Annotated in this window: 12 protein-coding genes; 10 read left to right on the top strand and 2 right to left on the bottom strand. The window is 54.9% G+C overall.

The window, feature by feature from the left end; all coding sequences use genetic code 11:
• Positions 1–5 precede the first annotated feature (5 nt).
• The 3 genes from NB063_RS32765 to rsmH all read left to right on the top strand — a co-directional run bounded on the left by NB063_RS32765 (position 6) and on the right by rsmH (position 2,230).
• On the top strand, positions 6–629 hold the full coding sequence (locus NB063_RS32765) for a hypothetical protein (protein WP_250930720.1): 624 nt from the start codon (positions 6–8) through the stop codon (positions 627–629).
• Positions 630–776: 147 nt separating this feature from the next.
• A complete protein-coding gene (locus tag NB063_RS20935; protein ID WP_250930719.1) occupies positions 777–1,166 on the top strand; it encodes an acyl-CoA thioesterase in 390 nt (129 codons plus the stop codon).
• Between the two features lie 149 nt (positions 1,167–1,315).
• Positions 1,316–2,230 (top strand): 16S rRNA (cytosine(1402)-N(4))-methyltransferase RsmH, encoded by a 915-nt coding sequence (rsmH, locus tag NB063_RS20930; protein WP_322975263.1) that lies wholly within the window; start codon positions 1,316–1,318, stop codon positions 2,228–2,230.
• Between the two features lie 17 nt (positions 2,231–2,247).
• Here the strand turns inward: rsmH and NB063_RS20925 are convergent, their stop codons facing one another.
• The gene (locus NB063_RS20925) at positions 2,248–3,288 is read right to left on the bottom strand and encodes a hypothetical protein (RefSeq protein WP_250930718.1); all 1,041 of its coding nucleotides are present in this window, start codon (positions 3,286–3,288) and stop codon (positions 2,248–2,250) included.
• A gap of 238 nt (positions 3,289–3,526) precedes the next feature.
• On the opposite strand from NB063_RS20925, the gene NB063_RS20920 reads away from it, so the two are divergent.
• From NB063_RS20920 to NB063_RS20890, 7 genes are all read left to right on the top strand, one after another.
• The gene (locus NB063_RS20920; RefSeq protein WP_250930717.1) at positions 3,527–5,446 is read left to right on the top strand and encodes an ATP-binding protein; all 1,920 of its coding nucleotides are present in this window, start codon (positions 3,527–3,529) and stop codon (positions 5,444–5,446) included.
• 237 nt (positions 5,447–5,683) lie between these two features.
• Positions 5,684–7,486: a glycoside hydrolase family 71/99 protein gene (locus tag NB063_RS20915; RefSeq protein ID WP_250930716.1), complete on the top strand. Its 1,803-nt coding sequence runs from the start codon at positions 5,684–5,686 to the stop codon at positions 7,484–7,486.
• A gap of 205 nt (positions 7,487–7,691) precedes the next feature.
• A complete protein-coding gene (locus NB063_RS20910; protein WP_250930715.1) occupies positions 7,692–8,210 on the top strand; it encodes a Crp/Fnr family transcriptional regulator in 519 nt (172 codons plus the stop codon).
• 61 nt (positions 8,211–8,271) lie between these two features.
• Positions 8,272–8,787, top strand: a complete 516-nt coding sequence (locus NB063_RS20905; RefSeq protein ID WP_250930714.1) for a hypothetical protein — start codon at positions 8,272–8,274, stop codon at positions 8,785–8,787.
• Positions 8,788–8,881: 94 nt separating this feature from the next.
• Positions 8,882–9,418, top strand: coding sequence for a Holliday junction resolvase RuvX (ruvX, locus tag NB063_RS20900; protein WP_250930713.1), 537 nt, complete (start codon positions 8,882–8,884; stop codon positions 9,416–9,418).
• 82 nt (positions 9,419–9,500) lie between these two features.
• Complete coding sequence (locus NB063_RS20895) at positions 9,501–11,255, top strand: C25 family cysteine peptidase (RefSeq protein ID WP_250930712.1); 1,755 nt, start codon at positions 9,501–9,503, stop codon at positions 11,253–11,255.
• Positions 11,256–11,324: 69 nt separating this feature from the next.
• Entirely contained in the window at positions 11,325–12,845 is a 1,521-nt protein-coding gene (locus NB063_RS20890) for a sulfatase family protein (protein WP_250930711.1), read from the top strand.
• Here the strand turns inward: NB063_RS20890 and NB063_RS20885 are convergent.
• Positions 12,829–14,175, bottom strand: coding sequence for an O-antigen ligase family protein (locus NB063_RS20885; protein ID WP_250930710.1), 1,347 nt, complete (start codon positions 14,173–14,175; stop codon positions 12,829–12,831). The two genes, NB063_RS20890 and NB063_RS20885, sit on opposite strands and share 17 nt — an antisense overlap.
• Between the last annotated feature and the right edge of the window lie 70 nt (positions 14,176–14,245).

Raw genomic sequence — 14,245 nt, 5'->3', positions numbered from 1 at the left:
GCAGATTGGATTCCAGTAATGGCGGGAAGCAAGGCGGGTCATTTAATTTCTACCAGCTTGGTACAAATATTGCTAAGATATGTGATGCCGCTGGAGGGGTGTGGTGTATCATCCCGTTTCGTCCTCCATGGATTCTTACCATGAGAACATCTTTGATGGCCCCGACAAAAACGGGGACAGTGATTGGTTCCTCAGCATCGTTGCCTGAAGGCAACCCGTCTGAGCCAGTGCCGGTTCCACTGGCGAGTTCCCCATCCGCGCCAAGTCTATTGGATGAGGAAATTGCTCACATGGGTCGGCGTTTGTTTCGTACGCTCGAACATCCCGATCGCTGCCCTATCGCAATTGATTGCGGTACGGTGTCTATGGAACAAATTAAAGAACTGACGGATCAGTTTTTCAATGATGAAGCATTCCGAGATTGCCATAACTTGGTGCTCGCTATTCCGACGGATGGGAGTTTCGAGAAATCTCCTTCGTATGAGTATGTGCAATCAATCAAAGAGTTCTCGTTTGAGAATCACTTCGATGGAAAAGTGAGTTGGTTGCTAATCCATCAACCTGAAACGGAATTGAACGCGCTTGCAAAACTCGCACAGCAACGAGGTGGTCAGTGGTATGGCGCATAGTTTCAGTTGTATAGCGCATAGTCAGTCGTGCTGTTTGGGAACACCAGTCTTGCGAGACGGCATATCGCGTCTGTAAGTAAAAGTGGAATGCTGTTATTCTGCCGCGAATCATAAGTTCGATTTTGCAAATGAGGACGCGAAATCTACATGTCCGACAGCAACCAGCAGACCATCACGCTTCGAGTGCGCTACGATGAATGTGACCCGATGGGGTTCGTTCATCATTCCAACTACCTACGCTATTTCGAGATCGGCCGAACCGAGTTTCTTCGTTCGGCCGGCGGTCGGTATCGTGACGTGGAAGAGGCGGGCTTATTTGTTGTCGTCATCCACATTGATTGTCGCTACCGGATGTCTGCAAAATACGACGATGAGATCCAGTTGACTACTCGGATCGCAAGGGTCACCGCGGCAAAAATAATTCATGAGTACGAGATCCATCGAGACGGCCAGATTTTGGTTGAGGCGACGGTGACATTGGCGGTGATTGACCGCGAAGGGCGATTGCAACGCGTGCCTGAATCGTTGATACAATGAGCTTCGGCAGCGGTTCCCAACGCACTCACCATTGAAGCATCGTCCATGACCATACCGTTGCGATCGAAGTCGCCTCGTTCCATCGTATCTCTCTGTGTCATGTCCGCGAATATTGGCGGTGTTCTTCTTACGATCGAGAATTTTTGATCGTGACTACTGAACATGTTTCTGTGATGCCCGATGAGATCGTTCAATGGATCGGGGAGCTGCGTCCACGAACGATCGTCGATGGAACGTACGGGGGCGGGGGGCACACCCGTTTGCTTTGTGAAGTCCTCGCCAGCGACGAAGGTCCAGACGGTGAGAGTCCGTTGATCATCGGGATGGATCGTGATCCGGCGGTGATTCGTCGTGACGACGTTCCGGACGGACCAGGAGGCGATCCTCGCATCGAATTATTCCTCGGTAGCTACGAAAAAGCTCCGGCAGCGATCTCGCATTGCGGCCGCACGCACGCGGATGCTTTGGTACTCGATCTCGGATTGTCGAGCGATCAACTCGCTGACCGAGAGCGAGGATTCAGCTTTACGCTTCCCGACGCGGAGCTCGATTTGCGGTTTGACCCTGAATCGGATTTACCCGCCTACCGGTGGCTTGCCATTCACAGCGAAAAAGACATTGCCGACGCGATCTATCAGTTCGGCGAAGAGCGATTCAGTCGTCGAATTGCCCGGCAAATTTGCTTGCGTGCGAAAGAAAAGTCACCGGTCAGAACGGTCGGTGACCTTGTCGAGATTTGCCGGCGGTGTGTGCCACGTTCAAAAAATCATGACATCCATCCAGCGACGCGTACCTTTCAAGCGTTGCGGATCGCGGTGAACGATGAGCTCGGCATTCTGCAGCGAACCTTGGCGTCGGCGGGTGATTGGATTGCACCCGGAGGACGGATTGCTGCGATCAGTTTTCATTCGCTTGAGGATCGGATCGTCAAGAACGCGTTCCGTGAAGACGATCGGTGGACTGTGTTGACGAAGAAGCCGCTGCGTCCGACCGATGAGGAAGTTCAAAGTAACCCACGCAGTCGCAGTGCCAAATTACGCGTCGCCCAGCGGAACGAAACCTAAGGCGAATCGGCAGCTGTTCAGCGATTTGGGGTGAAATTCGCGGGCGTCGAACTTGTGCTTGCTGCACTCACGATTGTGGAATTCGCGAGCGTTGAATTTTCGAGCGACGTTTCGTCCCCGTGAGTCACACGCCACCCTTCAGCAGGATCGGGTAGACCAAAGGTTTCGTGGTAGTCGCGTTGTTGGAGCTCGAGCCAAACGAGCGTTTCTTTGGCCAAGGATCGATTGGCAGGCGAAAACGCGGACAACTGGATCGCTCGCGTGATCCGCTGTTTTGCTTGGGCAAAGTCTTGGCGTGCCGCCGCGGCGATCGCAGCGTTGATCCAGGCACCGACTTGAGCGGGATATCGCTCGAGCGTCAGGACCCAAACTTTTTCAGCAGCTGGCCATTTGCCTTGTTGAGCTAAGAGGTTTCCTTCTCGCACCGCGGCGCTGCCGAGCGTGTAGCGAGGCTCCGACAGAATTGCCGTTTTTCGGGTCACGGATTGATTGATGAGGCTGAGGGTCTCGCGAACCATCGCCTTCTGAAGGCGGGTGTGGGGATCGATGACCTGCATCAGATCAGGATACTTTTGGGCGATTTGTTCCTGACTGATGGTGATGGGCATTCCTTCCGTGGGGCTATCGGCATCGAGTCCCACCAGTTTCCAGACGACGCTTAACCGTTCGCCGGAATGAGAGTTGCCGGTCGCGTGCATGATTTCACCTCGCATCAGATAGCGAACCCCCGACCGGCGGGCTGCCGCGGCGATCGCCAGATCGCTCGGTTCGTTTTCAAAGCCCGAGACGAGCCGGATGGTGGATTCGTCCGCGATTTGTTCGGGTAAAAGAAACGTGACCGTATTCTCAGGGACCGTTTGCGTAGGAGTTTTTTGAGCTATCGGTTTGGATTGGGCTAATAATTCGTCTCGGAGCCCAGTGGCAATGTCGGTCGGTCCGGCGATTTCCATCAGGACGAGCGATTCGCCCGACAACGAAGCAAGTTGGGGCGGCTGCCAAAGGTTGATCGGTGCGGTCGTTTGGCAGCCCAGTAAGACGCACGCAACCAACGCCCCCACGATGGGGCTCGCAATGTGGTTATTTCGGTCATTTCGACGCCATTGTCGATAGATTCCGCGGCAACACATGGACGGGCTTGAGGATTCCCTGCGAAACGCAAACGAGGTCGATTCAGAAAAGTCCGACGGTAGCCAAACATGCCCGCTAATGACAAGCTATCTTGGGAGCCCGAGCCGTTTGTTTTCGACATGACGGCAGTTTTTCTTGTTGCGTGAAACTCATAGGAACCACCCCATCATGGCCTCGTTGTTTGTCATTCGAGGACGTGACCAGGGCAAGCACTTTCAAATTGCTGCACCGGTCACGCGATTGGGGCGTGACTCGACGAACGATATCCAGTTGCTCGATAACGAGGCTTCGCGAGGACACGCTGAGATCCGGGGAGATCTGACGGCGGGACGTTATGAACTGATCGATTTAGGCAGCAGCAACGGAACGTTCGTTAACAGTGACCGGGTATCTCGCCGCGAACTCGTCAGTGGGGACCGGATCGAAATCGGCGGGACGCTGCTGATTTTTACCGGTGGTGGGAATGTCGCGGCGATGGACGCCGCTCATGGTGTCGACATCGTTCGGCAAGTGCGGGCGGGAGATGCCAGCCGCATCGTGTCGTCGTTTTCACGCGGTGGGGTGGCCCGGGGGAGAACTCCAGGCGGTTCGCCGGCAAGTGAAATCTTGGCCAAGGGACGCCGTTCGAAAGCGAGCCCATCCAGCACATCGAAATCCTCTGGCGACAAGTCGGCAGTCCGAAAGGTCGAGTCACCACCAGAAAATATCGATCGCACAAAGCCAGTCGCCGATGACTTAGGTGATCAGGTTTCGCTTGACGAGTCGGCCTCGTCGGTTATCCAAACGCTTCATGAACCAACAAAAAGCTTTCTCGATACCGATCAATCGCTCGAGGTGATGTATCTGACGGCGCTCGCCGTTGGGCGTACTGATGATCTGAATGAAGTTCTCGATCGGGTCTTGAAGTTGATTTTTGATTGGCTCGAAGCGGATCGCGGTTGCGTGATGTTGCGGGACCCAGAAACCAAGCGGCTGACCCCGGCAGCTCGGTGTGACCGCGAGCAGAGCCGGTCGGCATCATCGAACCCCGGCAAGCCGGCCAAGCCGCCTGGGCGAATCACGATCAGCCACACGATCCTCGACTATGTTCTCCAGCATAAAGAGGGCGTGCGAACCAGCGACGCGGTCGATGATGAACGTTTCGATAACGCAGCCTCAATTGTGCAAGGAGGAGTTCGCGAAGCGCTCTGTGTGCCGCTGCAAGGTCGCTATGACGTGGTCGGGGCCTTGTACGTTGATACCTACACGCCGCCCGGCGAGTGGATTCAAAAGAAAGGGGCCACGCGTTTTCATGACGAGCACCTCAAACTGATTACCGCAATCGGGCATCAGGCTGCGTTGGCGATCGAAGATACTTTTTATTATTCGGCGCTGTTGCAGGGTGAACGTCTGGCTGCAATGGGACAAACGATCGCAACACTGTCGCATCACATCAAGAACATCCTGCAAGGCGTTCGTGGCGGCAGCTATCTCATCGAATCCGGACTCTCCAAAGGCGATACCGAGGCGATCCGTCGTGGGTGGGCGATCGTTGATCGGAATCAAGAACGGATCAGTAACTTAGTGCTCGACATGCTCACGTTTTCGAAAGAGCGTGAACCGCAGCGAGTTGACGCCGATTTGAATGCGACGATCACCGACGTACTGGAACTCATGCAAGGCAGAGCAGACGAGTCGGATATTCGTCTCCAACGTGATCTTGAGGAAGATTTACCGACTGCCAGCTTCGATCCCGATGCGATCCATCGTGCACTGCTCAACCTGATTACCAATGCGATCGATGCGGCTGAATCGTCCATTCGTGTTAGTAGCCGATTCGACGCCGCAGTCGGATGGATTGTTGACGTCGAGGACGATGGAGAAGGTGTCGATGAAGATGAACGCGAGCAAATATTTTCGCTATTCGAATCGAAAAAAGGGGCTCGCGGTACCGGGCTGGGATTGCCTGTGACGGCAAAAATTATGCAAGAGCATGGAGGGAGCATTGAGGTGACCAATGCCGCAGATGGAGGAGCTTGCTTCCGAATGATTCTTCCGACAGTGGGAACCGATATCAACAACGTGAGCGGACGGGAAACCCAAATTTAGTTTGTTACGCTGGTCGACCCGCAATTGGCGATCGCGAAGGTACACGTGGTGTCGGTCTTGTTCGTGAATGGCGGTCGGAAATCCAATCTATGCGGGGGATCTAGCGTTCGCTACAAATGACGACGCGAACGTTTCCAACTTGCGAGGCGTTAATCTATAGTGATTGGTGTGAGCTCATTAGAGTTTGCTGCCCTCCAACGCGAATTCCCACCTCCGCCATCCCTCCCGGCGAATCAAATGAAGCCAATTTTGTTGCGTATATTGTTCCGCTTGGTCTTCATTCCATCGAACTCACAGCGGCAACGCGATCATTTCCAAAGTACGTGTTTGGCGGCGGCGATGCTTTGGGGCACGCTTGTTTTTGCCGCGTTAGTTGGGAACCACGCAGCCGCTCAAAGTGCCGCTCCCCCACTCTTAATAGGCAATGATGCGTTAGGTCGGTCGATGCCGTTACCTCAGGAAGTGCGGCCGTTCCGATCGGATCGATATGTCGGCATTTTTTATTTCGCGTGGATGCAAAACATCCCGGTGCATGACATCTCAATGATCCTAAAGCAACATCCCGATGCGATGACCACCAGCGCGACACCGCCGTGGGGGCGCAAGAAATCATTTCACTTTTGGGGCGAGCCATTATTCGGATACTACCGAAGTGATGACCCGTGGGTTCTTCGCCGGCATGCCGCGTTGTTGTCCGATGCGGGGGTCGATTTCCTAGTGCTCGATGCAACGAATGGTTTGATCTATCAGAATGTTGTTTTAAAGATGATGGAAGTGTTCGAGGAACAACGATTGGCTGGTGAACACGTGCCGCAGATCACATTTATGGTCAACTCGCGGGCCAAGCAAACCGCTGAACGTATCTATGAGACATTTTATCAACAGGCCCGGTCTCCTGAGCTGTGGTTTCGGTGGCAAGGCAAACCGCTGCTGATTTGCGACCCTGAAAAAGCCAGCGATGAGGTTTTGGAATTCTTCACCCTGCGAAAAGCTCACTGGCCTTTTAAACTCGACAATACGCAGAACGCGTGGCACTGGGAATCGACCTACCCGCAGGTGTATTCGTATGACAAAGATCCGAGTCAGCCTGAGCAGGTGAATGTGTCTGTCGGTCAGAACCTGCATCAAGATAGCGGACGCGTGGAGATGATGAGTTCCGGAAAAGCTCGCGGACGTAGCTTCAGCGATGGAAAGGTCGATACACGCGAAGATGCGTTTTTAGACGGTCTTAATTTTCAGGAGCAGTGGGAATATGCGTTGAAGCTCGACCCCGAAGTGACCTTTGTAACGGGGTGGAATGAATGGATCGCTATGCAGCTCAATGACGACGAGTCTGGAAGTCCGGTCTTCTGCGATCAGTTTGATGTCGAAAACAGTCGGGATGTGGAGATGATGAAAGGCGGGTATGGGGACAACTACTACATGCAGATGTCTGCCAATATTCGTCGTTTCAAAGGGATGCAACCGGCACCGACCTCGACGGATAACAAGACGATCGACATCAAAGGATCGATGGCACAGTGGGACGATGTCTCCGCAACCTATCGCGATCATGTGCACGATACCGACCCGCGAGATTTCGATGGGTGCGGTAGATATCACTACACGATCCATACGGGGCGTAACGACTTTCACGTCGCGAAAGTGACGGAGGATGCGGACAACGTTTACTTCTACATGCAAACCCGCGAGACGATCTCCGAACCTCAGGATTCCAACGGCATGCGGTTGTTGATCGACCTGGACATTCCTGGGCAGCAGAACTGGGAAGGGTTTGAGTTTTTGGTTCGCGGAGGCAAGATCGAACGATGCCAAGGGGGTTGGAGTTGGGAAACGGTCGGACGAGTTGTTGAACGTACGGAAGGAAATCAGAGGCATTTGGCCCTTTCGAAGGAGGTGCTCGATCTCGAGTCGGGATCCAAAACGCTCGGTTTCAAATGGATTGATAACGCCCAGTCGGCCGGTGACATCATGGATACATACACCAACGGTGATGCCGCACCGGGCGGCCGCTTTCGCTTTTACTATGAGTTGAAATAGGCTGAATCCGTGAGGGCACGAGCGGCTCGCGACTGCGACATTGGACGCGTGCGAAAATGGTGCAAATTTGTCGCCTGCGGGAAGGAGAACGGTTAGACTAGGAACGGTTGATTAGGCGGTAGGTTTCCAGCAGCCGGTTCCGATGTCGTCACACGTCGTCTGAATCGGACTACCGCATTCGCCAAGTGCAACGAGGAAAAGCGACGTGACTGCGACACGAATCGAATTATTGCGTCGGATGGCCGCCTTTGGCGGGATGAAAGAAGAATCCCTCGAGGCCATTCTGGCAGAATCCAAGGATGTTGAAAAAGCAGTCGGTGACGTCTTTTTTAGTGAAGGTGATACCGCCGAATCATTCTTCATCTTAGAGTCCGGTAACGTGAACGTTTTGCGAGATTGGGAGGGCGAACCGGTACTGCTGAGCACGCTTGGCGCCGGTGATTGCTTTGGCGAAATGTCATTGATCGACTTTCAAAAACGATCGGCGAGCGTGGTCGCCAAAACAGACTGTTGCTCGATCGAAATTTCGCGAAACTCGATCGCAGCGTTATGTAAGAATGATCTCCAGCAGTACACCATGATCATGATGAATTTGGGTCGAGAGGTTAGTCGCCGTCTTCGCAAAGCGGATCAGCGATTGTTTGAGTTGCGGCGACTGCTCGAGCCACAAGCACTCCTCGTGCCGCTTAAGGAATTGCAGCGACACCATCACATCACGTCGTAAGTGATCCGCGCCTGATCGAATCGATGTCCGTGAGTCACTGTTTTGTCCGAGCTTATCGACGATGAAGATTTTTCAGCTTCAACCCGCGTTCACGATTGAGGTCCCGTTGGATCAGAGAGAGGCGATCAAGCGATTGAAATCGGCGATTGCCAGTGAGGAGTTATGCGGATTTGCTGAATCGGCCGGAACGGTTTTCGATTTTAAAATTGATCGACCAGACCGTCGTTTTTGGTCTCCGCATCTTTCGATCCAGTTCAGCGAAACGGAGTCGGGCACCCAACTGTTCGCAAGATTCTCCCCGCGTCCGGAAGTCTGGACGATGTTCATCGCGATTTATTTCGTCGTCGCCATTTTGATGTGCTTGGCGATGATCGCGGGGTACGTGCAGTGGGCGCTCGGCTACACGCCTTGGTCACTCGCTGCGGTACCGATCGGATTGCTAATTATTTCCTGTTTGCACGTCGCGAGCATGATCGGACAGGGGCTCAGTGCCGACCAAATGACGTTGTTGCGGGGGCGGCTCGAACGAGCGGTTGAGATGGCGTTTGGGAAGGAAAAGACCAGCCTCAACCCCTGATTGGGCCGTCGCGGCGTGTCTCCACGCCGAAATCGTCGCGATGTGGCTGTTTTCGGCGTTGACGTGGTAGCGAACCTTGCGTTGACTAGTGCGTATGAATAACACAACAGCAGCTCCGACCAGCGATTTCCCGACCGAGGGGCGAATTGCAGCGGTGGATTACGGTACGGTGCGGATCGGGATTGCGATTTGTGATCCGGATCGGATCTTGGCGAGTCCGTTGGAGGTTCACCCGGTGACGCAACCTGACGCGGGCGGGTACGAAGCCGACGAGAAATATTTTTGCAAACTCGCCATCGAGGAGCGTGTTTCGGCTTGGGTCGTGGGGCTTCCGATTCACTGCGACGGCGGGGAAAGCGATAAGAGCGCGGAGGCGAGAAAGTTTGCAATTTGGCTCAAGCGGGTCACGCAGCTACCCACGCGTTTGTTTGATGAACGATACACCACGGTGGCCGCGAACCAGAAGATAAGACAGAGTAAAACGACACGAAAGAAAACCAAAAAGCGAATCGATGCCATTGCCGCACAGGTGCTACTCGAGTCATTCCTCGAAGCCTGTCGGTATCGTGGCGAGCTAGCAGGCAACGATTTGGAAGATGTGAGCTCAACGGGGGAATCGTTGATTGATTAGAGGGCGGAGCGGCGATGTGAAAGAGCTTCGTCGTCATGCAAACAAAGGGATTACAGATGTGGTTACACGGAAGGAAAGTTGGATGAGCCGATGGTTTGTATTTAATAGCGGTTGTCATGGGGTTCAATTCGTGTCGACGTTAGTCCGATCATTCAGCGTTGTTTGCGTGCTCGCGCTATCAACATGGACGCAGGCCGCAGACGTTGTGGTGGTGTGCGGCGATGAATACCGTGATGCACTCGCACCATGGTGTGCACTTCGACGGGCCGAAGGGTTGACGCTCGCATTTTGTCAGCCACAGCAGACTACCGATGGGATGTCTGCAGCGATTCAGAAGACCAGTAGCCCCGACACGAAGTACGTCGTTCTAGTCGGGGATGCACCTTCATTCGGTTCCCAAGGCGGAGCGGGTACCGTAACCGGTTCAGGTAAATTGAGTCGAATTCCGACATTCTATTTGCGTTCCCAAGTTACCGCGGGATACGGATCCACTCCGACTTATCCGACTGATTTACCATACGCCGATTTCGATCGAGATGGTATTTCGGATGTCATCGTCGGTAGGTTGCCGGTGGTTACACCGGAGCAGTTGGCAGGTTTGGTCAGTCGCATTGTTTCTTATGAGTCGTCGCCTGATTTCGGCTCGTGGCGCCGTTGTCTGCAACTGACGGCGGGCGTGGGCGGTTTTGGCGCACTGGTGGATGGCGCGATCGAATCGGTGACGCGAACGGTGTTAACGAGTGTTTTGCCGGCGGATGCTAAACCTCAGATCGCTTATGCGAGTCCCGGACATGCGTTTTGCCCGGTGGGTCGTTCGTTTGGTGAGGCGGTGATTCAGCGATACCGCAGCGGCGCGAGGTTTTGGGTGTATGCGGGGCACGGCAGCGTCGATCGTCTCGATTTCCTGACGCGTTCGACTGAGGATGCGAATGGTTTGTCACAGCCGACGACAAAACCTTCGAACGGGAATCCCGAGACCGGCGACCAAGAATGGCAGGTCGAGTCTTTGCTCAACAACGAGACCGCCGCCCATTTAGAAGGTGATCCTCATCGATCGCCGATCGCTGTGTTGTTGGCGTGTTATGCGGGCGCGTATGATGCCCCCGGGGATTGTTTGTCAGAACGTATGCTGCTCGCCGAAGGCGGACCGATCGCGGTGATCGCGGCGAGCCGTTTGACGATGCCTTATGGGAACGCGAGGTTTGGTCTCGGTTTGCTCGAGTCGGCATACAAGCCGATTGGTGACGAGACTTCGCCCGAACGGCTTGGTGATGCGATGCTCGCTGCGATTCATCGGCTACAGAAAAATCCTGCCGTGGGTGGGGCTCCGCAGGGTACTGCCGCTCCCGTTTCAACGACCCAGATGATGGTGGACGGGTTGGCTGGATTGATTTCGCCGGCCGGCAGCAATCTGGCGGATGAACGCCGTGAGCATGCCGGTTTATATCAACTGCTCGGAGACCCCACGCTGCGACTGCAGCGACCTCAGGAACTCACGATGACAGTTGAAAGTACCGAGAGTGAGACCGATGAGCAGGAGTCAGCGGGCCGCAAAGTATGTGTGAGCGTGACGAGTCCGATCGCGGGTACGTTGACGGTGTGCGTTGACCGGCCGCTCACCGCTGCACCGCCGATTGAATCCGGCGGTGATACAAACGATCGCGATGACCCTCACGGATGCACACTCGGCCAGGTGTCTCTTCCGGTCGATGTCAGCGAAAGCGGGATGGCGGTCATTCCGCTTCCTGAGAGTTGGAACGGACCAGTCGTCATTCGTGGATTTGTGCAGGGCGTGGATGCGTGGGCGACCGGAGCAACACGTTTGCTTCTGAATTGATTATGGTGGCAGCGTCGCCGAGCCGTTTTGTATTGGACTCGGCACGCAAGGTCACTCATGGGATCGGTCATGCCGCGAATCAATCAGTTTATTATTCGTTTCATTACGAGCTTGCTCTGCGCTGGACCGCTTTCGAGTTTTGCGGCCGCAGCATCTGGTGTTTCTGTTGAGGATGTTTCGGGGGCACGTCCGAGTATCGTTTTGATATTCATGGACGACATGGGATATGGAGATATCGGCCCATTCGGAGCATCGGAGTACCCGACGCCGAATCTTGATCGCATGGCAGATGAAGGTCGCCGCTTTACGGATTTCGTCGTATCGTCGGCCGTTTGTTCAGCGTCCCGGTCGGCACTCTTAACGGGTTGTTATCACCGCCGCGTTGGTATTTCGGGTGCACTCGGTCCCAAATCTCGTATCGGTCTGGCTCCTGAGGAAACGACGATCGCCGAGATATGCAAAGCAGCAGGGTATCGGACGGCTTGTTTCGGAAAGTGGCATTTAGGGCACTTGGAACCGTTCCTGCCGCACCACCAAGGGTTCGATGAGTTTTACGGCATTCCGTATAGCAACGACATGTGGCCGTTGCATCCCGACACGATCCGCAGGCGTTTAAAAGATCCGAATGACCCAGGGAATTGGCCGCCGCTGCCGATCATGCAGGCCAAGGCTGGCTCGCAAGTTGAAATCGTGAATGCGGATGTTCAGCCTTCGGATCAAGAACAGATGACCGTCGAACTCACGCGGCGGAGCGTGCAGTTCATTGAGGATACCGATCGAGAAGAGCCGTTTTTCTTGTACCTTCCACATCCGATGGTTCATGTGCCGCTATATGTTTCCGAGCGATTTGCCGGCAAGAGTGGCGCGGGTTTGTTTGGCGACGTGATGATGGAAGTGGATTGGTCTGTCGGCGAAATCTTGAGTGCGATCGAGCGAAGTCATCATGCCGACAATACACTGGTGATCTTCACGAGCGATAACGGGCCATGGCTATCGTATGGCGATCATGCCGGCAGCACGGGTAGGCTGCGTGAGGGCAAAGGAACCATGTGGGAGGGTGGCTGTCGTGAACCGACGCTAATGCACTGGCCCGGACGCGTGCCAGCCGGTTCGAGTTGCGAGCACCTTTGTTCGACGATTGATATCCTGCCCACAATCGCTCAACTGGTGGGTGTCCCCTTGTCGGATAAGAAGATTGACGGTGAGTCCATTGTCGATCTGTTGATCGGTGCTCCGGGAGCAGTGACTCCGCATCGGTCGCTGGTTGGTTATTACGGGGGTGGCCAATTGCAAACGATCCGAAACGAACGATTCAAACTCGTTTTCCCTCATCGCTATCGCACGCTCGCTGGAAAAAGCGGTGGTACCAATGGGATGCCGAGCGGCTATCAGATGGTCAATGCAGGGCTCGAACTCTACGACCTCGACAATGACCCGAATGAGAGCGTGAATGTCATCGACAGCCACCCCGAGGTCGCATCTCGGCTAAGTGCGGAAGCTGAACGGTATCGTGAAACTCTGGGTGACAGTCTGCAAAAACGCCGTGGTAGCGAAGTTCGCGGGCCGGGTTCGATCAAAGAGCTTCAATAGGATTCCTCGGGTAGGCCAAGATTGGGGCGAGCAGCCCGACGATCCACAGGAGCGTCAACATCGTTGGGAAGGATTCCAAGATGGTGTCTTCGACCAAACCCGATATGAGAATGAAAACCATCACGCCGCGGATCCATTCATATTGCGATGTGACGCCGAATAGCAACGACCACGTCAACAATCCGAACATCAATCCGCCCGCGATCAGGCCCGCTGAAAACGAAACATGCAACAGCAGGTTGTGAGTCCCGGTGGCTTCGCGGCTCATGATCGTTGCGGCACTATCGAGGCCCCATCCCGTTAACGGTCTCTCCGCGATCAAACCGATCGCTTCTTTCCAAATGACAGTTCGCCCGGTTAGTGAGGTGAGTTCTTCGACGTCACCGCTTTTGGTGACCACGCTGACTGCGGACTCCGAGAATGGGCCTTCACCCGTCCAAAGTGAAACGGCCACAATGAGGAGCGAAAGGGAGGCAACTGAAGTGATCGCGATCACGAGTCCTCCGCGACCGTAGATGCGGTTGATCAACATCATGCCGGCCGCAGCGATGCCAGCGAGAATGGCCGTTCGGCTGATTGTCGCCAGAGTGGTCGCGGCCGCGACCAGCACGACACCGCTCCAAATGATTCGCCACCACGGTCCCAGTGTCGCGACCGCCAGTGGATCTTTCCCTTGTCCAGGCTCAGGCCCCGCTTCAGAAAGGTCGGGCGGCGCGGGATCGTCGGACCGGCCGGTCATGAATGCGAGGCCCATCAAACCGGTCATGACGGCGGCTTTTGCGATCAGGTTTGGATGTCCGGTTCCTCCCATGCGTGTCACCGTATCGGTGGCACTGATGTATTCGATGAACATCCCTTTTTCGGGGATCAGGATGAGCAGCCCCCAAGTGAACAACAGGTAAAACGAGGTGCCAACTACCAAACAAATCATCACGCGTTTTACGCCCAGCGTGGCGAGTGCTGTCGTGATGAAAAGTAAGTAACCCATGTAGATCAGCGCGGACGCGATGCCGATGAGCCGAACCGAAGGAGCTGAAAAAAAACTGGTCAGACAAAACACTCCGCCGAGGGCTAGGAGCCCCGCGCCCGGTACGCTGTTGAGCAATCTTCGGGTGAGCGGGCTCAGTAGCAGTCCGGCGGCACCGATCAGCGACGCCGCTCCGGCCAAAACGAGTTTCAGCAGTGTTTGGACGCCCGTGGAGCTGGTCGCTCGATCGTACTCGGACGCACTGGTGATGAAGTCGAGCGGATTGAGGGCGGCGGCCCCGATCAAAATCAGTCCGATGATCCACGGCAGTGCCGCTCGCGGTCGTTCATCGGATGACGGCATGTCGGCGAGAAAATGGGTGTGGAAGGCGTGGACGATGAGAACGCGCTCAGGAGCTGTAAGAACAGCACCG

This window comes from Aporhodopirellula aestuarii (assembly GCF_023701485.1).
GTDB lineage: Bacteria > Planctomycetota > Planctomycetia > Pirellulales > Pirellulaceae > Rhodopirellula > Rhodopirellula aestuarii.
The sequence above is the reverse complement of the archived record's forward strand: the minus strand, read 5'-3'. Positions and strand labels throughout refer to the sequence as shown.

What these genes read in the sequence shown, in the direction of transcription:
- NB063_RS20895 (WP_250930712.1), top strand. Translation starts at nt 9,501, where the DNA reads ATGAGCCGATGGTTTGTATTTAATAGCGGTTGTCATGGGGTTCAATTC.
- NB063_RS20915 (WP_250930716.1), top strand. Translation starts at nt 5,684, where the DNA reads ATGAAGCCAATTTTGTTGCGTATATTGTTCCGCTTGGTCTTCATTCCA.
- NB063_RS20920 (WP_250930717.1), top strand. Translation starts at nt 3,527, where the DNA reads ATGGCCTCGTTGTTTGTCATTCGAGGACGTGACCAGGGCAAGCACTTT.
- NB063_RS20935 (WP_250930719.1), top strand. Translation starts at nt 777, where the DNA reads ATGTCCGACAGCAACCAGCAGACCATCACGCTTCGAGTGCGCTACGAT.
- NB063_RS20885 (WP_250930710.1), bottom strand. Translation starts at nt 14,175, where the DNA reads ATGCCGTCATCCGATGAACGACCGCGAGCGGCACTGCCGTGGATCATC.
- NB063_RS20905 (WP_250930714.1), top strand. Translation starts at nt 8,272, where the DNA reads ATGAAGATTTTTCAGCTTCAACCCGCGTTCACGATTGAGGTCCCGTTG.
- ruvX (WP_250930713.1), top strand. Translation starts at nt 8,882, where the DNA reads ATGAATAACACAACAGCAGCTCCGACCAGCGATTTCCCGACCGAGGGG.
- NB063_RS20890 (WP_250930711.1), top strand. Translation starts at nt 11,325, where the DNA reads ATGCCGCGAATCAATCAGTTTATTATTCGTTTCATTACGAGCTTGCTC.